The sequence below is a fragment of the Pedomonas sp. V897 genome, assembly GCF_051304405.1.
Classification (GTDB): Bacteria; Pseudomonadota; Alphaproteobacteria; order Sphingomonadales; family Sphingomonadaceae; genus Pedomonas.
In genome coordinates this window covers 1,076,973-1,102,457 of record NZ_JBPPGG010000001.1, presented here as the reverse complement: position 1 = coordinate 1,102,457, position 25,485 = coordinate 1,076,973, and the positions used below count along the sequence as shown (strand labels likewise).

The 25,485-nt window shown below is 68.0% G+C and carries 22 protein-coding genes and 1 tRNA gene; 13 read left to right on the top strand and 10 right to left on the bottom strand.

The window, feature by feature from the left end; all coding sequences use genetic code 11:
• Positions 1 to 52 precede the first annotated feature (52 nt).
• Complete coding sequence (locus tag ACSJJU_RS05230) at positions 53 to 1,042, bottom strand: adenosine kinase (RefSeq protein WP_435914159.1); 990 nt, start codon at positions 1,040 to 1,042, stop codon at positions 53 to 55.
• 144 nt (positions 1,043 to 1,186) lie between these two features.
• Here ACSJJU_RS05230 and ACSJJU_RS05225 point away from each other — a divergent pair, with 144 nt between their 5' ends.
• Positions 1,187 to 1,885 (top strand): EI24 domain-containing protein, encoded by a 699-nt coding sequence (locus ACSJJU_RS05225; protein WP_435914158.1) that lies wholly within the window; start codon positions 1,187 to 1,189, stop codon positions 1,883 to 1,885.
• Between the two features lie 68 nt (positions 1,886 to 1,953).
• Positions 1,954 to 2,415 carry a hypothetical protein gene (locus ACSJJU_RS05220; RefSeq protein ID WP_435914157.1) on the top strand — a complete coding sequence of 154 codons (462 nt, stop codon included), beginning with the start codon at positions 1,954 to 1,956 and terminating at the stop codon, positions 2,413 to 2,415.
• Between the two features lie 244 nt (positions 2,416 to 2,659).
• Here ACSJJU_RS05220 and queG read toward each other — a convergent pair whose 3' ends face one another.
• The 6 genes from queG to ACSJJU_RS05190 all read right to left on the bottom strand — a co-directional run bounded on the left by queG (position 2,660) and on the right by ACSJJU_RS05190 (position 12,926).
• Positions 2,660 to 3,886 carry a tRNA epoxyqueuosine(34) reductase QueG gene (queG, locus tag ACSJJU_RS05215; protein WP_435914156.1) on the bottom strand — a complete coding sequence of 409 codons (1,227 nt, stop codon included), beginning with the start codon at positions 3,884 to 3,886 and terminating at the stop codon, positions 2,660 to 2,662.
• Positions 3,784 to 4,455 carry a glutathione S-transferase family protein gene (locus ACSJJU_RS05210; protein WP_435914155.1) on the bottom strand — a complete coding sequence of 224 codons (672 nt, stop codon included), beginning with the start codon at positions 4,453 to 4,455 and terminating at the stop codon, positions 3,784 to 3,786. Before ACSJJU_RS05210 ends, queG begins: the two co-directional genes overlap by 103 nt.
• A 284-nt stretch (positions 4,456 to 4,739) precedes the next feature.
• Positions 4,740 to 9,290: a glutamate synthase large subunit gene (gltB, locus tag ACSJJU_RS05205; RefSeq protein ID WP_435914154.1), complete on the bottom strand. Its 4,551-nt coding sequence runs from the start codon at positions 9,288 to 9,290 to the stop codon at positions 4,740 to 4,742.
• A gap of 58 nt (positions 9,291 to 9,348) precedes the next feature.
• Complete coding sequence (locus tag ACSJJU_RS05200; RefSeq protein WP_435914153.1) at positions 9,349 to 10,785, bottom strand: NAD(P)-dependent oxidoreductase; 1,437 nt, start codon at positions 10,783 to 10,785, stop codon at positions 9,349 to 9,351.
• Positions 10,786 to 11,012: 227 nt separating this feature from the next.
• Positions 11,013 to 11,810, bottom strand: a complete 798-nt coding sequence (locus tag ACSJJU_RS05195) for an undecaprenyl-diphosphate phosphatase (RefSeq protein ID WP_435914384.1) — start codon at positions 11,808 to 11,810, stop codon at positions 11,013 to 11,015.
• Positions 11,811 to 11,960: 150 nt separating this feature from the next.
• The gene (locus tag ACSJJU_RS05190) at positions 11,961 to 12,926 is read right to left on the bottom strand and encodes a complex I NDUFA9 subunit family protein (protein WP_435914152.1); all 966 of its coding nucleotides are present in this window, start codon (positions 12,924 to 12,926) and stop codon (positions 11,961 to 11,963) included.
• Between the two features lie 144 nt (positions 12,927 to 13,070).
• Here ACSJJU_RS05190 and ACSJJU_RS05185 point away from each other — a divergent pair.
• A tRNA-Leu gene (locus ACSJJU_RS05185) sits at positions 13,071 to 13,157 on the top strand.
• Positions 13,158 to 13,500: 343 nt separating this feature from the next.
• Here the strand turns inward: ACSJJU_RS05185 and ACSJJU_RS05180 are convergent.
• A complete protein-coding gene (locus tag ACSJJU_RS05180) occupies positions 13,501 to 13,926 on the bottom strand; it encodes an organic hydroperoxide resistance protein (protein WP_435914151.1) in 426 nt (141 codons plus the stop codon).
• A 212-nt stretch (positions 13,927 to 14,138) separates the two neighbouring features.
• Here ACSJJU_RS05180 and ACSJJU_RS05175 point away from each other — a divergent pair, with 212 nt between their 5' ends.
• A complete protein-coding gene (locus ACSJJU_RS05175; RefSeq protein WP_435914149.1) occupies positions 14,139 to 14,615 on the top strand; it encodes a MarR family winged helix-turn-helix transcriptional regulator in 477 nt (158 codons plus the stop codon).
• Positions 14,616 to 14,643: 28 nt separating this feature from the next.
• Here ACSJJU_RS05175 and ACSJJU_RS05170 read toward each other — a convergent pair whose 3' ends face one another.
• Both ACSJJU_RS05170 and ACSJJU_RS05165 read right to left on the bottom strand, forming a co-directional pair.
• A complete protein-coding gene (locus ACSJJU_RS05170) occupies positions 14,644 to 16,644 on the bottom strand; it encodes a glycoside hydrolase family 97 protein (protein ID WP_435914148.1) in 2,001 nt (666 codons plus the stop codon).
• A 143-nt stretch (positions 16,645 to 16,787) separates the two neighbouring features.
• The gene (locus ACSJJU_RS05165) at positions 16,788 to 17,681 is read right to left on the bottom strand and encodes a pirin family protein (protein ID WP_435914147.1); all 894 of its coding nucleotides are present in this window, start codon (positions 17,679 to 17,681) and stop codon (positions 16,788 to 16,790) included.
• Between the two features lie 169 nt (positions 17,682 to 17,850).
• On the opposite strand from ACSJJU_RS05165, the gene ACSJJU_RS05160 reads away from it, so the two are divergent.
• The 9 genes from ACSJJU_RS05160 to ptsN all read left to right on the top strand — a co-directional run bounded on the left by ACSJJU_RS05160 (position 17,851) and on the right by ptsN (position 25,369).
• Positions 17,851 to 18,549 (top strand): pirin family protein, encoded by a 699-nt coding sequence (locus tag ACSJJU_RS05160; RefSeq protein WP_435914146.1) that lies wholly within the window; start codon positions 17,851 to 17,853, stop codon positions 18,547 to 18,549.
• Positions 18,550 to 18,724: 175 nt separating this feature from the next.
• Positions 18,725 to 19,324 (top strand): NAD(P)H:quinone oxidoreductase, encoded by a 600-nt coding sequence (wrbA, locus tag ACSJJU_RS05155; RefSeq protein ID WP_435914145.1) that lies wholly within the window; start codon positions 18,725 to 18,727, stop codon positions 19,322 to 19,324.
• 231 nt (positions 19,325 to 19,555) lie between these two features.
• Positions 19,556 to 20,170, top strand: coding sequence for a ribonuclease D (locus ACSJJU_RS05150; protein WP_435914144.1), 615 nt, complete (start codon positions 19,556 to 19,558; stop codon positions 20,168 to 20,170).
• Positions 20,167 to 20,808: an LPS export ABC transporter periplasmic protein LptC gene (gene lptC / locus ACSJJU_RS05145; RefSeq protein WP_435914143.1), complete on the top strand. Its 642-nt coding sequence runs from the start codon at positions 20,167 to 20,169 to the stop codon at positions 20,806 to 20,808. Before ACSJJU_RS05150 ends, lptC begins: the two co-directional genes overlap by 4 nt.
• A 29-nt stretch (positions 20,809 to 20,837) precedes the next feature.
• Positions 20,838 to 21,386 carry an LptA/OstA family protein gene (locus ACSJJU_RS05140; RefSeq protein WP_435914142.1) on the top strand — a complete coding sequence of 183 codons (549 nt, stop codon included), beginning with the start codon at positions 20,838 to 20,840 and terminating at the stop codon, positions 21,384 to 21,386.
• A 168-nt stretch (positions 21,387 to 21,554) separates the two neighbouring features.
• Positions 21,555 to 22,340, top strand: a complete 786-nt coding sequence (gene lptB / locus ACSJJU_RS05135; protein ID WP_435914141.1) for an LPS export ABC transporter ATP-binding protein — start codon at positions 21,555 to 21,557, stop codon at positions 22,338 to 22,340.
• 23 nt (positions 22,341 to 22,363) lie between these two features.
• Positions 22,364 to 24,034: an RNA polymerase factor sigma-54 gene (gene rpoN / locus ACSJJU_RS05130; protein ID WP_435914140.1), complete on the top strand. Its 1,671-nt coding sequence runs from the start codon at positions 22,364 to 22,366 to the stop codon at positions 24,032 to 24,034.
• Between the two features lie 189 nt (positions 24,035 to 24,223).
• The gene (gene hpf, locus ACSJJU_RS05125; protein WP_435914139.1) at positions 24,224 to 24,835 is read left to right on the top strand and encodes a ribosome hibernation-promoting factor, HPF/YfiA family; all 612 of its coding nucleotides are present in this window, start codon (positions 24,224 to 24,226) and stop codon (positions 24,833 to 24,835) included.
• Between the two features lie 69 nt (positions 24,836 to 24,904).
• Positions 24,905 to 25,369, top strand: a complete 465-nt coding sequence (ptsN, locus tag ACSJJU_RS05120; protein ID WP_435914138.1) for a PTS IIA-like nitrogen regulatory protein PtsN — start codon at positions 24,905 to 24,907, stop codon at positions 25,367 to 25,369.
• Positions 25,370 to 25,485: the final 116 nt, after the last annotated feature.

The window sequence follows — 25,485 nt, the reverse complement described above, 5'->3', positions numbered from 1 at the left end:
GGGGTGCAGGGGACTGAGTCCCCTGCTAAAAAACTTACCTGGTCAAAGAAAACTACCCCAGATGCGCGGCTGCCAGCGCCTTCAGGTCCGCTTCCGGGCGGGCGCCCACGTGGCTGATGATCTCGGCGGCGCAGAGGCAGCCGAGGGTGCCGCAGTCGGCGAGGCTGCGTCCGCTGGTGAGGCCGTGGAGGAAGCCGGCGGCGAACAGGTCGCCCGCGCCGGTGGTGTCGACCACCGTGACGCCGGGGACGGCGGGGACCGCGTGGCGATCGTTGCCCGCCAGCACCCAGGCGCCGTGTTCGGAGCGGGTGACGGCGACGATGGCGCAGTCGCGCGCGGCCTGCGCGGCGGCGGCCCCGGCGTCGTCCGTCTGGTAGAGGGATTTGATCTCCGCCTCGTTGGCGAACAGGATGTCCACGTGGTCGCGCACCAGCGCCAGGAACTCCGCCCGGTGGCGATCAACGCAGAAGCTGTCGGACAGGGTGAAGGCCACCCGGTTGCCCGCCGCCTTCGCCATGCCGATGGCGTCGCGGATGGCCTGCTTGGCCTCCGGCGCATCCCACAGGTAGCCCTCCACGTAGATCACGTCCGCCCGGGCGATCTGGTCCGGCGTCAGGTCGCCGGAGGTCAGGCGGGTGGACGCGCCGAGGAAGGTGTTCATCGTCCGCTGGCCATCGGGCGTGATGAAGATGAAGCAGCGGGCCGTCGCCAGACCGTCGGTGGCGGGAGCCGTCCGGTACTCCACCCCCTGGGCGCGGATGTCGTGGGTGAAGACCTCGCCCAGCTGGTCGTTGCGCACCCGGCCGATGAAGCCGACACGCGCGCCGAGGGCCGCAAGGCCCGCCGCCGTGTTGGCCGCCGCGCCGCCCGAGACTTCGGTCGCCGGGCCCATCTGGCCGTAGATCTCCTCCGCCTCCGCCTCGTCGATGAGGCGCATGGCGCCCTTCACCATGCCCTTCTCATGCAGGAACGCGTCGTCGGTGCGGGCCAGCACGTCAACGATGGCATTGCCGATAGCAAGTACTTGCAGGCGATCCGTCACGCTCGTCCTTTCGCGGTTCTCTCAGCCAGTGCAGACTCCTTGCGTAACGGCATGGCGCGGCCCAGGCAACCGGTCACCGATCGCCAGGGGTGACAGCCGCCATATGGTTGACGGCCGCGGCATGGTTCGCCACTCTCCCGGACGATGCTCCGCGCTCTCGCCCTTTCCGCCGCCCAGCTGCACGACAAGCGGTTCCTGCGCGTGTTCTTCGGCGCAACCGCCCTCGCGCTGGTGCTGTTCGGCCTGCTGTTCTGGGGCGCGAACTGGACGCTGACCTCCCTCGACACCGCCACCTGGCCCCGGTGGCTGGCCCGCACCTGGGACTGGATCGACAGCGTTCTGGCCGTGCTCGGCCTGTTCGCCGCGCTCTGGTTCCTGTTCCCCGCCGTCGCCACTGGCATCATGGCCCTGTTCCTCGACAGCGTGGTCGATGCGGTGGAGGACCGCCACTACCCCGCCGCCCGGGCCCCGCGCGACCCCAGCCTCGCGGAGAACGCCTGGCTCGGCGTGCGCTCGTTCCTGCGGCTGATCGTCTGGAACCTGCTCGCCCTGCCGCTCTACGTGGTGCTGCTGTTCACCGCCGTCGGCCCGCTGGTGCTGTTCCTCGCCCTCAACAGCGCGCTGCTCGGGCGGGACCTGATCGAGATGGTGACCATCCGCCACCTCGACCGCCACACCCGCGAGGACTTCCGCCGCCAGAACGGCTGGCTGATCCTGCGGCTGGGCCTCGTCACCACCGCGCTGTTCCTCGTGCCCTTCGTCAACCTGTTCGCGCCGCTGATGGGCGCCGCCATGGCCACCCACGCCTTCCACGGCGCAAGGGGCGAGAAACCCCTGCCCTGAACACCCATCGCCTGACCCGACAACCCCCGCCACCCTCACCCGACAACCCCAACCACGGACAACCCGCTATGCCGAGGCTCCCGCTCCCGCTGCTGGCTCCCCTGCTGCTGGCCCCGCTGCTGATGGCAACCTCCGCCTGCACCCCCGCCGCCACCTCCAGCCGGCCCGCAACCGCCCCCGCGCCCACACCCGCGCCGCAAACACCCGCGCCAGACCCGAGCCCGGCCGACACACCCCAGCCCCGCCCGCTCGGCACGGAAGACGTGCTCGGCAAATCCCCGGAAGCCGTCACCCAGCTGCTCGGCCCTGCCAGCCTCGACCGCACCGAAGGCGCCGCCCGCCACCTCCAGTTCGGCGGCGGCCCCTGCATCCTCGACGTCTACTTCTACCCCGGCGACAACGGCACACCCGCCGTCGCCACCTTCGCCGAAGCCCGCATGTTCGATGGCCGCGACGCCGACGCCAGCGCCTGCATCAACCGCCGCGTCCGCGACCGGGAACTGGAAGACACCAACCCGCCTGCGGTGTGAGCAGTGCCTGGGGTCAGGTATTTTGGAGAATAAGGATTTTCTTGCAGAGGGACTTGGTCCCTCTGCACTCCCGTTCGTTTTTCGGGCCTCGCTATCCGTGCACACGCGGGAAACGCGGCCAATCACTCTCTTTTCAAACGGACGTGTTTCCAGTGCGCGCTGGAGACGCCTTCGGAAAAACGAAGGGGGTGCAGGGGTCCAGGACCCCTGCAAAAAACCTTCCAGATCAAAATCCCTGAGAACCTCAGGCCACCCACTCGCGAGCAACGTCCGGGTCGGGCTCGCCGGGCAGGCGGGCGGATCGTTCCGCGTCAACGGCCTCCGGGGAAGCCAGTTGGCGGAAGGCCCAGACGGCGGTTGCGCGGACGACGGGTTCGGGGTCGTCGAGCAGCGGGCGGATGTGTTTGAGGAGGGCGGGCTGGCCGCTGTTTCCGGCGGCGATGAGGGCGTTGCGGGTGAAGCGGTTGCGTCCGACGCGCTTGATGGGGGAGCCGGAGAAGATCTGGCGGAAGGCGGCGTCGTCGAGCTGGAGCAGGTCGGCGAGGGCGGGTGCGGTCAGTTCGGCGCGGGGGGCGAAGGCCATTTCGCGCGCGGTTCGGGCGAACTTGTTCCAGGGGCAGACGGCGAGGCAGTCGTCGCAGCCGTAGATGCGGTTGCCGATGGCCTTGCGGAAGTCCGCGGGGATGAGGCCCTTGTGCTCGATGGTGAGGTAGGAGATGCAGCGGCGGGCGTCGAGCTGGTAGGGCGCGGGGAAGGCCTGTGTCGGGCAGGCGGTCTGGCAGGCGGAACAGCTGCCGCAGCGGTCGGCGTGGGGCTGGTCGCAGGCAAGCTCGGCCGTCGTGTAGATGGCGCCCAGGAACAGCCAGCTGCCGTGCTGGCGCGAGACGAGGTTGGTGTGCTTGCCCTGCCAGCCGAGGCCCGCGGCGGCGGCGAGCGGCTTTTCCATGACGGGGGCGGTATCGACGAACACCTTCACGTCCGCCTGATCCCCCAGCTTTCCGGTGCGCTCGACGAACCAGCGGGCCAGTTGCTTGAGGCGGCGCTTGATGAGGTCGTGGTAGTCTGCCCCTTGCGCGTAGACGGAGACGACGCCCACCTCCGGGTTCCGTGCGTGGCGCAGCGGGTCGAGCGCGGGCGCGTAGGACATGCCCAGCATGATGACCGAGCGCACCTCGGGCCACAGCCCCCGGGGGCTGCTGCGGTGGTCCAGCCGCTCTTCCATCCACAGCATGTCGCCGTGGCGGCCTTCGGCCACGAACGCGCGCAGGCGGGCGCCGGCCTCCGGGCAGGCGTCGGCGGGGGCGATGCCGACCGCATCGAAGCCGATGGCGCGGGCCTCGGCCTTCAGGGCTTCGGTGAGGGTGCGGGTCAGAAGTCCAGCTTCTCGTAATAGCTCGGCGGCACCAGGCCGGGCATCCGCTCCCCGAGGAACGGGCGGAAGCTCGGGCGGGACTTGATCGCCGAGTACCATTGCTTCGCCTGATCGTGCGTCTTCCAATCGATGCCGCCCAGATAGTCTACCACGGAGAGGTGCGCGGCGGCGGTCATATCGGCCAGACTGAAGGTTGCGCCGCCCAGCCAGCGGCGATGGTCCAGCAGGTACTCGATATAATCAAGGTGAGTCTCGATGGCCTGATGCGCCTGCCGCAGGAGATGCGTGTTGGGCGGCTGGCGCGTGACCAGCCGGTTGTACATGCGCTCCTGGAGCAGGATGACGCCCACCTCGGCGAAGAACTTCTGGTCGAACCAGGCAACGACGCGCCGCACCTCCGCCCGCTCCAGCGGACCCGAGCCGAGGAGCGGGTTTTCCCGCACCGTCTCCTCGAAATACTCGATGATGGCGGTCGAGTCGCACAGCACGCACTCGTTGTCCTTCCAGACGGCGACCGGCGTCTGCCCCGCCGGGTTCATCTCCAGAAAGGCATCGCGCCCCTGCCACGGGAATTCCTCCACAAGTTCAAAGCTTACGCCCTTCTCGGCGAGCGCCAGCCGAACCTTCCGGGAGAATGGACACAGGGTATAGTGATAGATCCGCCACATAGGGCCGCCACCATAGCCGCCCGGTTCCTGAACGTGAAGGGCGCGCGCGCAAGTATTGCGGGGGTGATGTTTTTGGAGGGGTCTTGGCCCCCCGCGCGCGGCGGCGCGCAATAGAGGAATGCAGGGGACTCTGTCCCCTGCACCCCCTTCGTTTTTCCGAAGGTGTCTCCAGCGCACGCTGGAAACACGTCCGTTTGAAAAGAGAAGGGAGGTCGCCAGGAGGGTCCGCGACCCTCCTGGCAAACAATACCCCAGACCTTCGCGGGCCCTGACGTTGCCCGGCCTTACTCCGCCGGCACGCCGAGCGCGACGTTTTGCGGCGCGTCGGAGAGCGGGTGCGGGATGCGCGAGACCATTTCCTTCGGGCACACCTGCCAGAAGCGGTTGCGTTCGGTCTTCCAGTTGTGGAGCAGGTCCGACGCCCAGCGGGAGCCGGTTTCGGCCACGTGCTCCTCGATGAGGGCCTTTAGCACGCCTTCCCAGTGGGCCGAGGCGAGCCGCTGGTAGACCACCGATTCGGGGTTCACCCGGCCTTCGAAGTCGTCGAAGCGGTCGTAGACGAAGGCCATGCCGCCGGTCATGCCCGCCGCGAAGTTGTCGCCGACGCCGCCGAGGATGACCGCCGTGCCGCCGGTCATGTACTCGCAGCCGTTGGCGCCGCAGCCTTCCACCACCACGGTTGCGCCCGAGTTGCGGACCGCGAAGCGCTCGCCCGCCTGGCCGGCAGCGAACAGCTTGCCCGAGGTGGCACCGTAGAGGGCGGTGTTGCCGAGGATGGTGTTGTCCTGCGTGTCGAGCGGGCTCGAGACCATGGGCCGGATCACGATGGTCGCGCCGGAGAGGCCCTTGCCCACGTAGTCGTTGGCGTCGCCGAACACTTCCAGCTTCAGGCCCTGCACCGCGAACGCGCCCAGCGACTGGCCGCAGGTGCCGCGCAGGCGCACGGTGACGTGGCCCGGTTGCAGGCCGGTCATGCCGAACTTGCGCACGATCTCCGACGAGAAGCGGGTGCCGATGGCGCGCATGGTGTTCCGCGCCATGTAGGTGAGCTGCATCTTCTCGCCCCGGGTGAACACCGCCTGCGCGTCGGCCAGCATCCGGGCGTCCAGGCTGTCCGGCACCGGGTTGCGGTGGGTGGGGATGTTGAAGCGGCGCAGCTCCTGCGGCGCGTCCACCTTGGCGAGGATCGGGTTGAGGTCCAGGTCGTCCAGGTGCTCCGCGCCGCGGCTGATCTGGCGCAGCAGCTCGGTGCGGCCGATCACCTCGTCCAGCGAGCGCACGCCGAGCTTGGCGAGGATCTCGCGCACTTCCTCGGCGATGAAGCTGAACAGGTTGACCACCTTCTCCGGCGTGCCCTCGAACTTCTTGCGCAGCGCCTCATCCTGCACGCAGATGCCGACCGGGCAGGTGTTGGAGTGGCACTGGCGCACCATGATGCAGCCCATGGCCACCAGCGACAGGGTGCCGATGCCGAACTCCTCCGCACCGAGGATGGCGGCGATGACGATGTCGCGGCCGGTCTTGAGGCCGCCGTCGGTGCGCAGCTTCACCCGGTGGCGCAGGCCGTTGAGGGTGAGCACCTGGTTGACCTCGGCCAGGCCCATCTCCCACGGTGTGCCTGCGTACTTGATGGAGGTGAGCGGCGAGGCGCCGGTGCCGCCCACGTGGCCGGAGACCAGGATGGCGTCCGCGTGCGCCTTGGCGACGCCCGCCGCCACGGTGCCGATGCCCGCCGAGGAGACCAGCTTCACGCACACCCGGGCATCCGGGTTGATCTGCTTCAGGTCGTAGATGAGCTGGGCCAGATCCTCGATCGAGTAGATGTCGTGGTGCGGCGGCGGCGAGATGAGGGTGACGCCCGGCGTCGAGTGGCGCAGGCGGGCGATCATCTCGGTCACCTTGAAGCCGGGCAGCTGGCCGCCCTCGCCGGGCTTGGCGCCCTGGGCCACCTTGATTTCCAGCTCCTCGCAGGCGTTCAGGTACTCGGCGGTCACGCCGAAGCGGCCCGAGGCCACCTGCTTGATCGGCGAGTTGGCGTTGTCGCCGTTGGCGTAGGGCTTGTAGCGGATGGAGTCCTCGCCGCCCTCGCCCGACACCGACTTGGCGCCGATGCGGTTCATGGCGATGGTGAGCGTCTCGTGCGCTTCCGGCGAGAGCGCACCCAGCGACATGCCCGGGGTGATGAAGCGCTTGCGGATCTCGGTGATGGATTCCACCTCCTCGATCGGCAGCGGGTCCCGGGCCCAGTTGAACTCCAGGAGGTCGCGGAGCGACACCGGCGGCAGATCGCGCACGCCGCGCGAGAACTGGAGGTAGGTCTGGTAGCTGTCCGTCGCCACCGCCGTTTGCAGCAGGTGGATGAGCTGGCCCTGATAGGCGTGCAGCTCGCCCCCGGCGCGATAGCGGTAGAGACCGCCCACCGGCAGGGTAACCACGTCGTCGTTGAACGCCTTCTCGTGCTTCTCCATCACGTTGCGGTAGATGGAGGTGAGGCCCATGCCCGAGATCTTCGTCGGCATGCCGGGGAAGAACTCGGCGACGAGGGCGCGGGACAGGCCCACCGCCTCGAAGTTGTAGCCGCCGCGGTAGGACGAGATCACCGCGATGCCCATCTTGGCCATGATCTTGAGCAGGCCGTCGTTCACCGCCTTGCGGAAGCGGGCGACGCACTCCTCATAGGACAGGCTGCCGAACAGGCCGCGCCGGTGACGGTCGGCGATGGCTTCCTGCGCCAGCCAGGCGTTGACCGTGGTGGAGCCGACGCCGATGAGCACGGCGAAATAGTGGGTGTCCATGCACTCGGCCGAGCGCACGTTGATGGAGGCGAAGGTGCGCAGGCCCTTGCGGACGAGGCTGGTGTGCACGCCCGCCGCCGCCAGGATCATCGGCAGGGCGACGCGGTCCTTCGAGATGTTCTCGTCCGTCAGGAACAGCTGGCTCTTGCCCGAGCGCACGGCGCGTTCCGCCTCGGCGCGGATGCGGGCGATGGCCTCCTTCAGCCCCTCGGGGCCGGAGCCCGCCGGGAAGGTGCAGTCGATCACCTGCGCGGCGTCGCCGAAGTGGCGCAGCAGCGCATCCCACTCGCCGTTGGTGACGACCGGGCTGTCCAGCACCATCACGTCCGGCTGGCGCGCGTCGCGGTCCAGCACGTTGGCGAAGTTGCCGAAGCGGGTCTTGAGGCTCATCACGCCCACTTCGCGCAGACTGTCGATCGGCGGGTTGGTGACCTGCGAGAAGTTCTGGCGGAAGAAGTGGCTGAGGCAGCGCGGGTTGTCGGAGATGACCGCCAGCGGCGTGTCGTCGCCCATGGAGCCGATGGCTTCCTTGGCGTCCTCCACCATCGGGTGCAGGATCAGCTCCAGATCCTCAAGGGTGAGGCCGGCCGCCACCTGGCGCTGGCGGAGCTGGTCGCGGTCCAGCTGCGCCGGCTCGCTCGCGCCCTGGGGCAGGATATCCTGCATGGTGCGGAAGTCCTTCACCCACTCGGCGTAGGGCTGTTCGGAGGCGATGCGGTCCTTGATGTCGCGGTCGCGGTAGAGCTTGCCCTCGTCCAGATCGACGGCGATCATCTGGCCCGGCCCGAGGCGGCCCTTCTCCTTCACCGCGTTCTCCGGCACCAGCACCATGCCCGCTTCCGAGCCCGCGATCAGCAGGCCGTCGGTGGTCAGGGTGTAGCGCATCGGGCGCAGGGCGTTGCGGTCCATGCCGCCCAGCACCCAGCGGCCGTCGGTCATGGCGAGCGCGGCCGGACCGTCCCACGGCTCCATCACCGAGTTGAAGAAGGCGTACATGTGCTGGTGGGTCTCCGGCATGGACGGCTTGTTGGACCATGCCTCCGGCACCATCATCAGCTTGGCGGTGGGCGCATCGCGGCCGGCGCGCACGATGGCCTCGAACACCGCGTCGAACGCCGCCGTGTCGGACGCGCCCGAGGGGATCACCGGCTTGATGTCCTCCGAGTATTCGCCGAAGGCGAGGCTCGCCATGCGGATCTCGTGGGACTTCATCCAGTTGGTGTTGCCGCGGATGGTGTTGATCTCGCCGTTGTGGGCGACCATGCGGAACGGCTGCGCCAGCCACCACTGCGGGAAGGTGTTGGTGGAATAGCGCTGGTGATAGATGGCGAAGCGCGAGACGAAGCGGTCGTCCGTCAGGTCCGGGTAGAACACGGACAGCTCTTCCGCCAGGAACAGGCCCTTGTAGATGATCGACCGGCTCGACAGCGAGCAGATGTAGAAGCCGTTGATCTGGGCGGCGACGATCTTCTTCTCGATGCGGCGGCGGATCAGATAGAGCTGGCGCTCGAAGGTGGCCTGATCCTCGTCCTCGCGGTCATTGTAGATGAGGATCTGCTCGATCTCCGGGCGCGACAGCGCCGCCTTGGCGCCGATGACCGAGGTGTCCACCGGCACCTGACGCCAGCCGTAGATGCCGTAGCCGAAGTCGATGATCTCGCTCTCGACGATCTGGCGGCAGGTTTCCTGATCGCTCATGTTGCCGCGCGGCAGGAAGATCATGCCCACGGCGAAGTGGCCGGGGCGCGGGGTGTGGCCGGTGTTCTCGATGTGCTCCTCGAAGAAGCCGCGCGGCAGTTCCAGATGGATGCCCGCGCCGTCGCCGGTCTTGCCGTCGGCGTCCACCGCGCCGCGGTGCCACACCGCCTTCAGCGCCTCGATGGCGGCCGTCACCACGCGGCGGGAGGGCTTGCCGTCCACCGCCGCGACGAAGCCGACGCCGCAGCTGTCGTGCTCCTCGTCCTGGCGGTAGAGGCCCTCGCGCTCCAGCCGCTCACGCTCGGCTTCCATCCAGGCAACGATATTGGTCTGTTCGGTCATGGGGCGCTCCTCGTGCGCTCGGAAATCTTGAAAGGGTCGGACGGGGGTCAGGCCGGGCTCAGGCGGCTTTGGCCGCCACGCGCGCCGCCAGATAGTCGTGGATGGCGCGGGCGGCGTCGCGGCCGTCGCGGATGGCCCACACCACGAGGCTCGCGCCCCGCACGATGTCGCCCGCGGCGAACACGCCGTCGAGGTTGGTCATCTGGGTCTGGTGGTCGACGCGGACCGTGCCCCAGCGGGTGACGCTCAGCTCCGGCGCGTGGAACAGCACCGGCAGCTCCTCCGGCTCGAAGCCCAGTGCCTTGATGACCAGATCCGCCTCCAGCAGGAAGGAGGACTCGGGCTCCGGCTCGGGCAGGCGGCGGCCGGTGGCGTCCGGCGCGCCGAGGCGCATGCGGATGACCTGCACCGCCTCCACCGCGTCCTTGCCGTGGAACGCCTCGGGGGCGGAGAGCCACACGAACTCGACGCCCTCCTCCTCGGCGTTCTTCACCTCGCGCATGGAGCCGGGCATGTTCTCCCGGTCGCGGCGGTAGAGGCACTTCACCGATTTCGCGCCCTGGCGGACGGCGGTGCGCACGCAGTCCATGGCGGTGTCGCCGCCGCCGATGACCACCACGTTCTTGCCCGCCGCGTTGAGGGTGCCGTTCTCGTACTCGGGCACGGTGTCGCCCAGCGACAGGCGGTTGGAGGCGGTCAGATACTCGAGCGCGGGCACGATGCCGGCCAGGCCGCTGCCCGGGGCCTTGAGGTCGCGCGCCCGGTAGACGCCGGTGGCGATGAGCACGGCATCATGCTTCTCGCGCAGTTCGGCAAGCGTTGCGTCGCGGCCCACCTCGAAGCTGGTGTGGAAGATGATGCCGCCCTCGGCCAGACGCTTCGTGCGGCGCTCCACCACCTGCTTCTCCAGCTTGAAGCCGGGGATGCCGTAGATCAGCAGGCCGCCCGGGCGGTCGTGCCGGTCGTAGACGTGCACCTCATAGCCCTTGAGGCGCAGCTGCTCGGCGGCGGAGAGGCCCGCCGGGCCCGCGCCGATGATGGCGACCGACTGGGACGAGCGGTCCGCCAGCGGGCGCAGCGGCTTGACCCAGCCGTTCTCCCAGGCGGTATCGGTGATGAACTTCTCCACCGAGCCGATGGTGACCGAGTTGAAGCCCTTCTCGATGACGCAGTTGCCCTCGCACAGACGGTCCTGCGGGCAGATGCGGCCGCAGATCTCCGGCATGGACGAGGTGGCGGAGGAAATCTCGTAGGCTTCCTCCAGCCGCCCCTCGGCGGTGAGCTTCAGCCAGTCGGGGATGTTGTTGTGCAGCGGGCAGTGCACCGAGCAGAAGGGCACGCCGCACTGGGAGCAGCGGCTGGCCTGCTCGGTGGCCTTCTCCGCGATGTAGCCGCCGTAAATCTCCAGGAAGTCGCTCCGGCGCACGTCGGCGGGGCGTTTTTCCGGATAAGCCTGATCCACGCTGACGAATTGCAGCATCCTGGACTTGGCCATGGGCGACTCCTGTTGTTCTCGCTGAGCAATAAAAATTCACCCCGACGCTCCGTTCGGGTCAGGTGATTGCGTGACTACAGGAACTCAGCCCGCCGTTCCACTGAAAAATGGGCGTTATGACAGCAATACTGACTAAATTCGCAATTATTTTACACAAAAGACCAGCCGGAGCCCGCCGGTTCCGGTGGGCGCGGTCGGTTTCAGACCGAGATAGTACCGGATCGGACCTATTTACCGAGGAACAGCAGCGCGAGGGCGAGTCCGCCGATGACGATTCGATACCAGGCGAAGGGCGCGAAGCCGTGCTTGCCCACGAACGCCACCAGCGTCTTGACCACCGCCAGCGCCGAGGCGAAGGCGAGGACGAAGCCGATGACGATGTAGGCGCCCTGGCTGAAGTCCAGCACGTCCCACTGCTTGTAGAGGTCGTAGACCGTGGCCGCCGCCATGGTCGGCACCGCGAGGAAGAAGGAGTATTCCGCCGCCGCCTTGCGATCGACGCCCATGAGCAGGGAGCCCATGATGGTCGCGCCCGAGCGGGAGACGCCGGGGATCATGGCCAGGCACTGGACGAAGCCGATGCGCAGCGCCAGCCCCGCGCTGAAGTCCTCGACGCGGGCGTATTGCACCCGCTTCACCCGCCGCTCGATGGCGAGGATGGCGATGCCGCCGATCACCAGCGCCCAGGCGACGCCCCAGGGGTTGTTCAGCAGCGCCTTGATGTTGTCGTAGGCGACGACGCCCACGAGCATGGCGGGCAGGAAGCCCAGCAGCACCACCGTGGTGAAGCGCAGGGCCTCCCGGTCGCGGCGGACGAGGCCTTGCGTCACCCACGCCAGCTTTTCGCGGTAGGCAACGCAGATGGCGAGAATCGCGCCGAGCTGGATGGCGATCTTGAAGGTGTTGCCCGCGTCCTCGAAGCCGAGGAAGTGGCCGCCCAGCACCAGATGGCCGGTGGACGAGACCGGAATGAACTCGGTCAGCCCTTCGAGCAGACCCAGAACGATGACCTTGATGAGTTGGATGCCTTCCACGGAGCCTCCCGTTCGCAACAGTCGCGATTCGGCTCCCTTAGAGCACAAAAGGCCCACCGGAAAAACAGACGAGGCGCGCCATTCGGCCGGCCGGTCCCCCGTGCCGCCGAACAGCGCGCCTGCGCTGGAATGGTCCGGGTCTCAGCCCCTGGACGGAAGGGTGTCGATGGGCCGCGAGAAGCTGCCCTTGGGGCGATAGAGCACCAGATAGCGGGGCGCGATCGCCTCCATCGGCGTCGGCTCGATGCCGAACGCGTCCAGCCCTTCGCTGCCCGGGGCCGCCACATTGTCCCGCTGGAGCATCCGCAGCTGGTCGGTGGTCAGCGGCGCCCTGGGCAGGAGGCCGAGCACGGCGGCCTGAATCCGCGCCAGCGCGTCGGGGATGGTGACCAGTTCCTTCTTGCTCATGATCTCCTGGCGCACATAGGCGAGAATCTCGCGCATGGTGCGCACGGCCGGGCCGCCCAGTTCGAAGGTGCGGCCGCCGTAGCGGGCCGGGTCCAGAAGCGAGCGGACGGCCGCCTCGGCCACGTCGCCCACGTAGACCGGCTGGAACCGGGTCGCGCCGCAGATCACCGGCACGAAGGGCAGCATCTTGATGAGACCGGCGAAGCGGTTGAGGAAGGTGTCCTCGGGGCCGAACATCACCGAGGGGCGAAGGATCGTCGCCTGCGGGAAGGCCTCACGCACCCGCGCCTCGCCCAGCGCCTTGGTGCGGGCATAGCCCACCTCGGACGCCGCGTCCGCCCCGATGGCGGAGACGTGGACCAGCGACCGGCACCCCGCCGCGGCCGCCGCGCGGGCCACGTTGGCCGCGCCGTCCACGTGCACCTTCTCGAACTTCTGCTGGCCGGATTCCGAGAGAATCCCCACCAGATTGACCACTCCCGTCGCACCGGCCACGGCGCGCGCCACCGATTCGGGATCGCGCACGTTCACCGTGACAATCTGGATCTGGCCGACGTGGCCAAGGGGCTTCAGAAAGGCCGCCAGATCGGGCCGGCGGACCGCAACGCGCACCCGGTGCCCCTGGGCAGCCAGCCGCTGCACCACATGACGGCCGAGGAAACCCGACCCGCCGAACACCGTGTACAAACCATAAGCCATGGGTAATGCCTCCGGGCGAGACTGTGAAAACGCGAGCCACTTCTGCCCTATGAAATTTATGATGACAATGTTGTTGACAAGCTGCCCGGCCCCCCTTAAACGCTCGCCTCGCACTTGAACGCATCAAGACTTTCTTAGCCCCGTGCCCAGGTGGCGGAATTGGTAGACGCACTAGCTTCAGGTGCTAGCGCCTTCACGGGCGTGGAGGTTCGAGTCCTCTCCTGGGCACCACCGCTCTCTCCCCGAGAGCGCGCAAGAAAGTTATCCCAGAGAACACCCAAGAAACTCTCTCACAAGAAATCACGAGAGCAGAACAAAGCGCCCTGAAAACCGTTTCAGGAACGCGCGCGGACGCACGCCAACGGCAGAACCCTGCCGTTTTTTTGTGCCTGCGCAAAAGCTCCCCTCAAAAAAAATCGCCCCGCCCTGAGGTGCGCCCTGGCTGAGGTGCGCCCTGGCTCAGTCGCGGCACATGCCGATTCGCCCCCAAACGCAAAACGGCAGACGGGCCGGGGGTGCCCGTCTGCCGCTACGCGACGCAACGAAACGCGACGCAACGAAACGCGAACCGGACTTAGTCCGCCAGCGCCAGCCGCACGTCGAGGCCGCGGCGCGCCAGGTGCGAATAGGGGCACACGATGTGGGCCTGATCGACCAGCGCGCGGGCCAGCGCGGCGTCGATGCCCGGCAGCGCGATGGTCAGCGCCACGTCGAGGCCGAAGCCCTCGCCGTCGTCACGCTTGCCGATACCAACGGCGGCGGTGACGGCGCTGTCCTCCGGCAGCTGCACCTTGCGCTGGGCCGCCACGAACTTGAGCGCGCCGAGGAAGCAGGCGGCGTAGCCGGAGGCGAACAGCTGCTCCGGGTTGGCACCCGCGCCGCCCGGGCCGCCCAGCTCCTTCGGGGTGACGAGCGCAACGCTGAACGCGCCGTCGGTGGTGCGGGCCTGGCCAGTGCGGCCGCCGGTGGCGGTGGCTTCGGTGCGATACAGAATGTCCATCGGGGGTCTCCTTGTGCTGTCTGTTGGTCCTGCCTGCACGGTCCGTGCGGTTGGAACGGGTCGGGCTGCATCATTCTGCGATAACAGTTATCGCGATAACCATTCACATACGCCTCGACGGAAAGGTTTGCAACCGAATTTTTATCGCGATATGTATTTTGGCGAGAACAATGCGTCAGACCGCGGCGAACATCAGGAGCAAGGCCTTCGCCATGACCGACCAACCCAACCCGCCGCTGCCGCTGGATGACCAGCTCTGCTACGCCATCTATTCGGCCGGCATGGCCATCCAGCGCCTTTACAAGCCCCTGCTGGACACGCTCGGGCTCACCTACCCGCAGTATCTGGTGCTGAACGTGCTGTGGCGGGAGGACGGGCAGACCGTGGGCGGAATCGCCGAGCAGCTCGCGCTCGAGTCGAGCACGCTCACGCCGGTGCTCAAGCGGCTGGAGGCGGCGGGGCTGGTGCGCCGCACCCGCAACCCGGACAACGAGCGGCAGGTGGTCATCGCGCTGACCGACGCGGGCCGCGCCCTGCGGCCGCAGGCGGGCTGCCTGGGCGAGGCGCTGGTGGCGGCCTCCGGCCAGCCGCCCGAGGATCTGCACGCGCTCAACCGCAAGGTCAAAGCGCTGCGCGACGCGCTCTATGCCGGGATCGGCAAGTGGAGCCCGTCGCGCCCGCAGTCCTGAGCAGCAGTCCTGAGCAGACGGGTGCGCCCTACTCCGCCTTGAAGTGCAGCACGCCGCCGCCGCTGGGGGCGAGCGTCAGGCGGACCGGCGCGCGGTCGTTCGCGCCGAGGCGGCGCGTCTCGACGGCAAGCGCGGCGGGCGTATCGCCATCGGTCCAGATGGTGAGCCGGTAGCGGCCCTTGCCGAGGAAATCGAGCGGCACCTCGACCGTGCGCCCCTCCTCGTTGGTCATGGCGCCGACGAACCAGTCCTTCCCCTTGCGGCGGGCGATGATGATCGCCTCGCCGAACGCGCCGCCCACCACGCGGGTCTCGTCCCAGGTGGTCGGCACGAGCGAGATGAAGTCCAGCCCCGGCTGGCCGCGCAGGTTGTCCGGGCTGTCCGCCACCACGCCGAAGGGGCTGTCATAGACCACATACATGGCCAGGCCCTGCCCCCGGGTCGTCTGCACGAACGGCGGGGCGAGGCGGATGGTGAAGTCCTCCGGCTTCACGTTGAGGAAGCCGCCGGGGGTGTAGTCCATCGGCCCCAGCAGCAGGCGGGTGTAGGCCAGCATCACGTTGTGGCCGGCGGTGATGCGCCGGGTCCACTTGTTGTACTCCGCGCCCAGCACGCCTTCCTGCGTCAGGAAATGCGGCCAGGTGCGGATGAGGCCGGTCGGCTTGTAGGCCCCGTGCAGGTTGACCATCAGCCGGTGGCGGGCAGTGGCGGCCAGCACCTTGTGGAACCAGTCGACCATCTCCTGGTCGTCCCGGTCCATGAAATCCACCTTGATGCCCTTGATGCCCAGCTTCGCGTAGAAGGCGAGCGCCTCCTCCATCTGGGCGTCCAGCGCCTGCCAGTTGAGCCACAGCCACAGCCCCACGCCCTTGCGGCGGGCGTAGTCCACCAGGAACGGCAGGTCGATCTCCGGCCGGGTGCGGGTTACGTCCACGCCCGGGCGCACCGTGCCGCCGCCGCCCGCGCCGGCGTACCAGCCCTCGTCGATGAGCATGTACTCCAGCCCCGCCTCGGCGGCGAAGTCGATGAAGGCCATGAGGGTTTCGTTGTTCATGCCCGCTTCGGGCACGCTGGCCAGGGTGGGGCCGTTCCACCAGTCCCACGCCGCCTTGCCCGGCTTCACCCACGAGAAGTCGAGGGCGGGGTCGGGGTCCGGGTTGAGGTTGGTGATGAGGGTCGACTCGATCAGCCTGCCCGGCGTCTCGCCCAGCATCACCACCCGCCAGGGCGAGAGGATGTCCGAGCCGATGCGGGTGCGCACCGCCGCCTTGCGATCCTCCAGCCGGGGCGAGAGGCGCGCCTGCACCCCCAGCCCGCCGTCGGCCCGGCCTTGAAGGTACATGCCCGCGTAGTTCTTCAGATCCGCCTCGGCGATGGCGAAGGTGGTCTCGCCCGCGCCGGTGCGGCACACCAGCGGCGCCTCATAAAGGTGGTGCGGGCGCATGTGCGAGGCCCGGACGGGGTCGTACTCGCCCTCGTGAGCGGTATCGAACCGGCCGAGGTTGAGGCCCCAGCAGGCATAGTCGGCGGGGAAGTCGAACTCGGTCAGCTCGCTGCGGATGACCACCGCCTCCAGCTCGGGCTGCTGCGGCAGGCGGTAGCGGAAGGCCGCGCCGTCGTCATAGGCGCGGAACACCAGTTGCAGCGCCCGCCCCGACGCGCCCGTCTCGCGCAGATCGACGGCCAGCTCGTTGTAGCGGTCGCGGGCGGTGCTGACCTTGGCGAAGGGCAGGGTGTAGGTGGTATCCGCCGTGCGCCGCACCGCGCCGGTGACGGTGAGCCCCGCGCCGAGCCGCCCGCCCTTGTCCAGGTTCAGCCCCAGCGGCGAGGGCGCGATGACCGTCTGCCCGTTGAAGGAGATGGCATAGGTGGCCTGCTGCGCGGCATCGAGGTCGAACACGATCTCGACGCGGCCGTTTGGCGACGCGACCTTCAGCGCCTCCGCCTGCGCCGCCAGCGGCAAGGCGGCCGCCGCCAGGCCCAGCACAGCCCCGAGTGCGCGCTCCGTCCGCATGAGTGCCCGCCGCATCCGCCTCTCCATAGTATACCATATATTATTCTCTGCGGCGGTGTATCGACTCCGGCGGCAAATGCAAAGCGCCTGCGCGCTCCATTCGTCGCGCGCAGGCACGATTTCCCCGGATCAGGAGCCGGATTTCGCAGGATTCGGGGTCAGGACATGGGGTTGGGCGGCGGCACGGGCTCGCCCGGCAGGGGAATGAACTCGCTGTTGTCGAGGTCCGGCAGCTTCATGCGCCCGGCGCGCCAGTCCGCCTTGGCCTGCTCGATGCGCTCCTTCGAGGAGGAGACGAAGTTCCAGTCGATGAAGCGCGGGCCGAGCGGCTCGCCTGCCACCAGCATCACCGAGGCCGGCTCCACCGCCGCGAGCGTGACCGGCTGGCGCGGGGTGAACACCAGCATCCGGCCCGCCTCATGGCGGCGGCCGCCCACCTCCACGCTGCCCGAGGCGATGTAGGCTGCCCGCTCGGTGTAGGCCTCCGGCACGGCGACGCGGCGGCCCGCCTGCATTTCCAGATGCACATAGGCCATGGGGGAGAAGGTGCGCACCCCGGCCTTGAGGCCGAAGGCCTCGCCCGCCACCACCCGGCCCCAGACGCCGTCATCCTCCCACACCGGCAGGGCCGCGCCGCTCACATGCTCGAAGCCGGGGTCGGTTTCCTCGTCCGCCTCCGGCAGGGCGACCCAGGCCTGGATGCCGTCCATCCGCCCGCCCTCGCGGCGCGCCCGCTCGAACCGCTCGCTGTGGGTGATGCCGCGCCCGGCGGTCATCCAGTTCACCTCGCCGGGGCGGATGGGCTGCTCCGTGCCCAGGCTGTCCCGGTGCATGATCTCGCCCTCGAACAGGTAGGTGATGGTGGAGATGCCGATGTGCGGGTGCGGGCGCACGTCGACACTGCGCGGCAGCCCGGCGGGAAAGGTGACCGGCCCCATGCGGTCGAAGAAGATGAACGGCCCGACCATGCGCCGCTTGGCATAGGGCAGCACCCGCCCCACCTCGAAGCCGCCCAGATTGCGGCAGCGTGTCTCGATCACCAGGTCGATCATGGGCGGTTTTCCTTTCCGTTTTTCGCGGGAAACAACGCCTTGCACCGCTGCGGGGTGCGCCCGCCAGTCTCCAAACCGGAAACTCTGAATTTCGATTGTCGCGGATTTCGCAACATGGTGGCCGCATTATTTTCGGGGTCAAGACGCTGATACACCCCGAGAGGCCAGCATGATTGATCTTCGCCCGTTTGACAGTCTGGGCCACGCCAACCACGGCTGGCTCCAGGTGCGCTACCACTTCTCCTTCTCCAGCTACTACAACCCGGCCCGCATGGGCTGGGGGCGGATCCTGGTGTGGAACGACGACACCATCGCGCCCCGCAGCGGCTTCCCGCCCCACCCGCACGAGGACATGGAGATCATCACCTATGTCCGCTCCGGCGCGATCACCCATCAGGACAACCAGGGCAACATCGGCCGCACCGAGGCGGGCGACGTGCAGGTGATGGCGGCGGGCAGCGGCATCGTCCACGCCGAGTACAACATGGAGCTGGAGCCGACGACCGTGTTCCAGATCTGGATCGAGACCGACCTGCCGGGCGCCCCGCCCTCGTGGGGGGCCAAGCCCTTCCCCAAGGGCGATCGCTCCGGCCGCCTCGTGGCGCTGGCCAGCGGCTACGAGGAAGACACGGACGCCCTGCACATCAACGCCCATGCCCGCGTGCTGGGCGCCACCCTGAAGGCGGGCGAGACGGTGGAATACACCCTCACCCCCGACCGCCACGCCTATCTGGTGCCCGCCGTCGGCGCGGTGTCGGTGAACGGCGTGCGCGTCAACACCCGCGATGGCGCGGCGATCACCGGCGAGCACACGCTCAGCATTTCCGCGCTGGAGGACGCGGAACTGGTGCTGGTGGACGCGGCCTGAAAGCGCTCCCGCCCCGGCCCTTGATCAAAAGGTCAGGGCCGGGGGAGCGCCCCTCCCGCTAGACCCTCCCGTTCGGTTCCCGTATCGCCTCCGGTCCGATCGACGCGGACCGGCCGGTGCGGGCGGCCGCAACGTCTTCGTTTGTCCTTGTTTAAGTCAGGTGGATTAAAGCAACATGAGCAAAGTGCTGGTTCTGTACTATTCGTCCTACGGCCATATCGAGAAGATGGCCCAGGCGGTCGCCGAAGGCGCGCGCGAGGCGGGCGCAACCGTCGACATCAAGCGCGTGCCCGAGCTGGTGCCGGAAGAGGTGGCGCGCAAGGCCTACTACAAGCTGGATCAGGAAGCGCCCGTCGCCTCCATCGAGGATCTGGCCAACTACGACGCCATCATCATCGGCACCGGCACCCGGTTCGGCCGCATCTCCTCGCAGATGGCCAACTTCCTCGATCAGGGCGGCGGCCTGTGGGCGCGCGGCGCGCTCAACGGCAAGGTGGGCGCGGCCTTCACCGCCACCGCCAGCCAGCACGGCGGCCAGGAGACCACCCTGTTCTCCCTCATCACCAACATGCTGCACTTCGGCATGGTGGTGGTGGGCCTGCCCTACTCCTTCCAGGCCCAGGCCCGCATCGACGAGATGACCGGGTGCAGCCCCTACGGCGCCACCACCATCACCGGCGGCGACGGCTCCCGCTGGCCGAGCGAGACCGAACTGGAAGGCGCCCGCCATCAGGGCCGCCACGTGGCCGAGGTGGCCAACCGCCTGTTCGGCTGATCGGCCGACGGGCGGAGCGCCCGCTCCCGAAGGTCAGAGAGGCCGGGAGATGGACCGGACAAATCCCGGACAAATCCCGGCAGCAGCGGGGCGGCCACCCGGCCGTCCCGCCTTTCTTTTGGTTGCCTCTCCCCGCCTTCGCGCCGAATGCTGCAAAAAAATTGCCGAACAGCCCCCACTGCGGCGCGTTTCACCATTGGCCTGCGCCTCTGAAATCGCTAAGCCTCCGCCATGGCAATCTATCTTCACGAGGGCGATCTGCCGGCCGGCGTTCTGACCGAGGGCACGATTGCAGTTGATACCGAAACCCTGGGGCTGGTCCCCTCGCGCGACCGGCTGTGCGTCGTGCAGCTGTCCGACGGCCAGGGCGACGAGCATCTGGTGCGGTTCCGTCCGGGACAGTACGACGCGCCGAACCTGAAGCGTGTGCTGGAGAACCCGAATCAGCTGAAGCTGTTTCACTTCGCCCGCTTCGATCTGGCGGTGCTGAAGCACTATCTGGGCGTCACGGTGCGCCCGGTCTACTGCACCAAGATCGCCTCCAAGCTGGTCCGCACCTACACCGACCGCCACGGCCTCAAGGACCTGGCCAAGGAGCTGCTGGGCGTGGACATCTCCAAGCAGCAGCAGTCCTCCGACTGGGGCGCGGACGTGCTCACCGACGCGCAGAAGGAGTACGCCGCCGGAGACGTGCGCTACCTGCACCGCATGAAGGCCGTGCTGGACGAGCGGCTGGCCCGCGAGGGCCGCACCGCCCTGGCGCAGGCCTGCTTCGACTTCCTGCCCTACCGGGCCGAGCTGGACCTGCTTGGCTGGCCCGACACCGACATCTTTGCACACGCGTGACGCCGAAATCGCCCCCTCTCCCCGACTGGCGCGCCGGCGCCCTGCGCGGCCCCCGGGTGGGCGGCGGCTACGACCGGTTCGTCCGGCTGATGCGGGTGCTCATGCCGGGCGCCTCGGTGCTGCTGCTGCTGACCGTGCTGGTGTGGCCGCTGGTGAGCGGGCAGGAGATGTCGTTCGTGCTGTCCAAGGACCGGGTGGAGGTGAGCCCGGAGCGGCTGCGCATGGAATCGCCGCGCTACCGGGGCACGGACGAGCGGGGCCGCCCCTTCGAGATCACCGCCCGCCGCGCCGTGCAGCGCACCTCCGCAACGCCGGTGGTGGAGCTGGAGGAGGTCTCCGCCCAGATGGCCATGGCCAACGACGTGGTGCGGGTGAAGGCTGAGACCGGCAGCTATGACCTGGACCGCAAGCAGCTCAAGGCGACCGGGCCCCTGGTGCTGACAACCGACCGGGGCTATCGGTTCACCACACGAAACGCTATCGTGGACTTGGCCTCCAAGACCGCTTACGGATCGGACGGCGTGGAGGGGAACGGCCCCCTCGGCACGTTCCGGGCGCAGCGCTTCCGCGCCGACATCAGCGCCGAAACGGTGGTTTTCGAAGGCCGCACCAAAATGCGGATCACGCCCCGGTCCTGAGGGGCGCTCGACAAGGAAAGAGGGCAGACATGCGCTGGTGGCTGGCAGGTTTGGCCGCAATGGCCGCACTGGGGGTCGGAACCCCGCGGGATGTGGCCGCACAGGACATCTCCGCCCTGCGCCGCCACGACACAGGCGCCACCATCGACGTGGACGCCGACCGCATCGAGGTGCGCGACAAGGAAAACCTGGCCGTCTTTCAGGGCAACGTGCGGGTGGATCAGGCCAACCTGACGCTCCAGGCCGAGACGGTGCGCGTCTACTACCAGCGCGCCGAGGGCGAGAACCTGGCCATCCTGCGCATCGACGCCAACGGCAACGTGCGGCTCAACTCCCCCTCGGAACAGGCCCGGGGCAACTACGGCATCTACGACGTCAAGCAGCGCCAGATCACGCTGGTCGGCAACGTGCGGCTGTTCAAGGGCGAGTCCGTGCTCAACGGCGACCGCCTCCAGGTCAATCTGGACACCGGCATCATGCGCCTCGACGGCACGCCGACCCAGACCCAGGCCGGCGAGAGTCGCAACCGCGTCTCCGGCCGCTTCGTGGTGCCGCCGCGCGACGAGCAGCAGCCCTAGGCGCACCTCTTCAACAGGCGCCCTCCTGAATCAGGCGCAGCGCGTGCATGGCACCCTTTGCCGGCTTTTCATCCCGCGGGCACATGCATATTCTGGGCCAGCTCGCGGGGGTGGAACACTATTTGTTAAACGTAATGCTTTAGCCACGACTCAAGGCGACGGTGAACCATGACAGACGGCACTCTCGGCAGGGACATCCAGACCGAACCGGCAGACACCGCCACGGCGGAGCAGGCCGGGCTGCATGTCGTCTCCATCGCCAAGTCCTACGACAGCCGCGCCGTCCTGCGCGACGTCTCCCTCTCCGTCCATCGCGGCGAGGTGGTGGGCCTGCTCGGCCCCAACGGCGCGGGCAAGACCACCTGCTTCTATTCGATCATGGGCCTGGTGCTGCCGGACCACGGCCGCATCATGCTGAACGGGCTCGACATCACCCGCCTGCCCATGTACCGCCGCGCCGGGCTCGGCCTCGGCTACCTGCCGCAGGAGACTTCCATCTTCCGGGGCCTCAGCGTCGAGGAAAACATCCTCGCCGTGCTGGAGGTGGTGGTGAAGGACCGGGACGAGCGCATGGCCCGGCTCGACCAGCTTCTGGAGGAGTTCTCCATCACCCGCCTGCGCAAGTCGCCCGCCCTGGCGCTGTCGGGCGGCGAGCGGCGGCGCGTGGAAATCGCCCGGGCGCTGGCGGCCGCCCCCTCCATCATGCTGCTGGACGAGCCCTTCGCCGGCATCGACCCCATCTCCATCGCCGACATCCGCGAACTGGTCGCCCACCTCAAGGACCGGGACATCGGCGTGCTCATCACCGACCACAATGTGCGCGAGACCCTGGATATCGTCGATCGCGCCTGCATTATCTATGACGGCAAGGTGCTGTTCGAGGGGACGCCCGCAGCCCTCGTCGCCGATCCGCAGGTTCGCCGGGTCTATCTCGGCGAGCACTTCTCGCTCTAGGGCAAGGGAGAAACCGCGCCTCCATGGTTCTGGGACCCCGCCTCGATCTCCGCCAAGGCCAGCAGCTGGTGATGACTCCCCAGCTGCAGCAGGCGATCAAGCTCCTGGCGCTGACGAACCTGGAACTGGAGAGCTTCGTCGCCGCCGAGGTGGAGAAGAACCCGCTGCTCGAAGCCTCCGACCCCGACGGGCCGGACGAGACGCCGGACCACGCCGCCTACGAGGACGGCAGGGGCGACAGCGCGGACGGGGACAGCCTGAACGGCGATGGCCTCAATGGTGACGGCCTCAACGGGGAGGCCCTGAACGGCGACGGAGCCGCCCCGGACGCGGACCTGTTCGACAGCGGCATCGAGGTGCCGACAACCGATGCCCTCCTCGACAGCGGCATGGCCGGCGGGGACGATGCCCCGCTCGACATGGACATCGACTCCGAGATCTACCACCACGACAGCGAGGCCGACCGCATGTCCGACGGCACCGCGCCCGAGGGCGAGCTGGGCTCCATGCTCAGCCTCAACGGCGCGGGCGCGGTCTCGGGCGGCGCGGGCGACGACGACCTGCCGGGCATCGACGGCCTCTCCGCCGACCGGCCCACCCTCGCCGAGCATCTGCACGATCAGGCGCGCGCCGCCTTCCGCGACCCCCGGTCCCACGCCATCGCCGCCTACCTCATCGATCTGGTGGACGAAGCCGGCTACCTCAGCGAGCCGCTGGAGGAGGTGGCCCGGCGGCTGGGCATCGATCTGGCGCAGGCGGAGGAGGTGCTGGCGGTGCTCCAGACCTTCGACCCCGCCGGCGTGTGCGCCCGCTCCCTCTCCGAATGCCTGAAGATCCAGGCGCGGGAGGCGGACCGGCTGGACCCGGCCATGGAAGCCCTGCTCGACAACCTGGACCTGCTGGCCCGCGGCGACCTGGCCGCGCTGCGCCGCATCTGCGGCGTCGACCAGGAAGACATGGCCGACATGATCCAGGAACTGCGCAGCTACAACCCCAAGCCCGGCCTCGCCTTCGGGTCGGTGACCACCCAGACCGTGGTGCCGGACATCTACGTGCGCAAGATGGCCTCGGGCGGCTGGGGCGTGGAGCTGAACGCCGCCACCCTGCCCCGGGTGCTCGTCAACCGCACCTACTACGCCGAGCTGAGCGCCCGCGCCTCCAAGGCCGAGCGCCTGTTCCTCTCCGAATGCCTCCAGTCCGCCAACTGGCTGGTCAAGGCGCTGGACCAGCGCGCCCGCACCATCCTCAAGGTGGCAACCGAACTGGTGCGCCAGCAGGAGGACTTCTTCGAGCACGGCGTGCGGGCGCTCAAGCCGCTCAACCTCAAGCACATCGCCGAGGCCATCGGCATGCACGAGTCGACCGTCTCGCGCGTCACGGCCAACAAGTTCCTCGCCTGCCATCGCGGCGTGTTCGAGCTGAAGTACTTCTTCACCTCGGCCATCCAGTCCGCCGACGGCGGCGACGCCCACTCCGCCGAAGCGGTCAAACAGCGCATCAAGGAACTGATCGACCAGGAAAAGCCCGGCGCCATCCTGTCCGACGACAAGCTGGTGGAGATCCTTGTTGCGGAAAAGTTCGACATCGCCCGCCGGACGGTGGCAAAATATCGCGAAGCACTGAAAATCCCCTCAAGCGTTCAACGCCGCAGGCTCAAGATGCTCGAGGCAGGTCAGAAGATGAACGGTCGCTAGGGAGCGGTTCGTCGCAACGCACACCCCCCGGGAGCCACGGCCCGGCGGGACGGCCTTGCAAGACTCTCCGGCCGACACGACATCTCAATCGAGGGCGAAGCGGAACCCGTCCCTTTCGCCCTCTGCGACGGCGCGGCTCCCCCTTCACCCGGGAAGCCGTTGCCCCAAGGACCAACCAAGGAGAGTGCTATGGACATTCGCGTCTCTGGTCATCAGGTCGATGTAGGCGATGCCTTCCGTACCCATGTGGAACAACGCCTGAGCCAACTGGCGGAAAAGTACTTCCCGCGGGCGATCAGCGCGACTGTCACCCTGGCACGGGAAGCGCGCGGCCACGGCTTCCGCCTCGACTGCCAGATGTACCTGCGTCAGGGCGTGTTCCTGAAGGCCGAGGCGACCGATTTTGATCCGTACGCCGCGTTCAACTTCACCAGCGAACGCCTCGAGAAGCAGCTGCGGCGCTACAAGCGGCGGCTGAAGGACGACCACAACATGGACCGCAACGGCGCGGCCCTGGCCAACGCCACCTATACCATTCTCCAGCCCGCCACCGAGGAGGAGGAAGACGCGGGCGAAGACCACCCGGTCATCGTGGCCGAAACCCTGGAGCAGATCCCGGAAGTCTCCGTGTCCGACGCCGTCATGATCCTCGATATGCGCCAGACACCCGCACTCATGTTCCGAAATGCTGGCAATGGCCAGCTGGCTATGGTCTATCGTCGCGCAGACGGTAATATTGGATGGGTAGAACCCCAGTTGCAGCAACAGGCCCAGAAGCAGCACCAGGCGACCCCGGCCTGACCGGAGCGCCGCGTATGCATGGACCCCGCCCGGAGGGGCGGTTTTGATTGACGAGCGAGAAAGATCGAAATGGAACTCGCGGATTTGCTTGTCCCCGGCGCTGTATTTGCCGGTGTCAAAGCGACATCGAAAAAACAACTGCTGAGCCACCTTGCGGCGCAAGCGAGCAAACTGACCGGACTGGACGAACGCCGCGTTCTGGAAGCCATCCTGGAACGCGAACGCCTCGGCTCCACCGGGCTCGGCGGCGGCATTGCCATTCCGCACGCCAAGCTGCCCTCGGTGCAATCGGTGATGGGCGTGTTCATGCAACTCGAATCCCCCATCGATTTCGATTCGCTCGACGGCAAGCCTGTCGATCTGGTCTTTCTCCTGCTGGCCCCGGAAGACGCAGGCGCGGAACACCTCAAGGCCCTCGCCCGGGTGTCCCGCCTGTTCCGGGACCAGGCCGCCGTGGCCAAACTGCGAGGCTCGTCCTCCAGCGACGCCCTCTACGCCCTGCTCACCGCACACGGGCAGCAAAAGGCCGCCTGACACAAGCCCGCAGACAAAACCACACGCAGAACCTTGCAGGGCCCGGTCCACCAACCGGGCCCTGATCGTATCCAGGGGCCTTCTGTCCAATAGTTTGTTTTTTCTGTCTTTTTTTG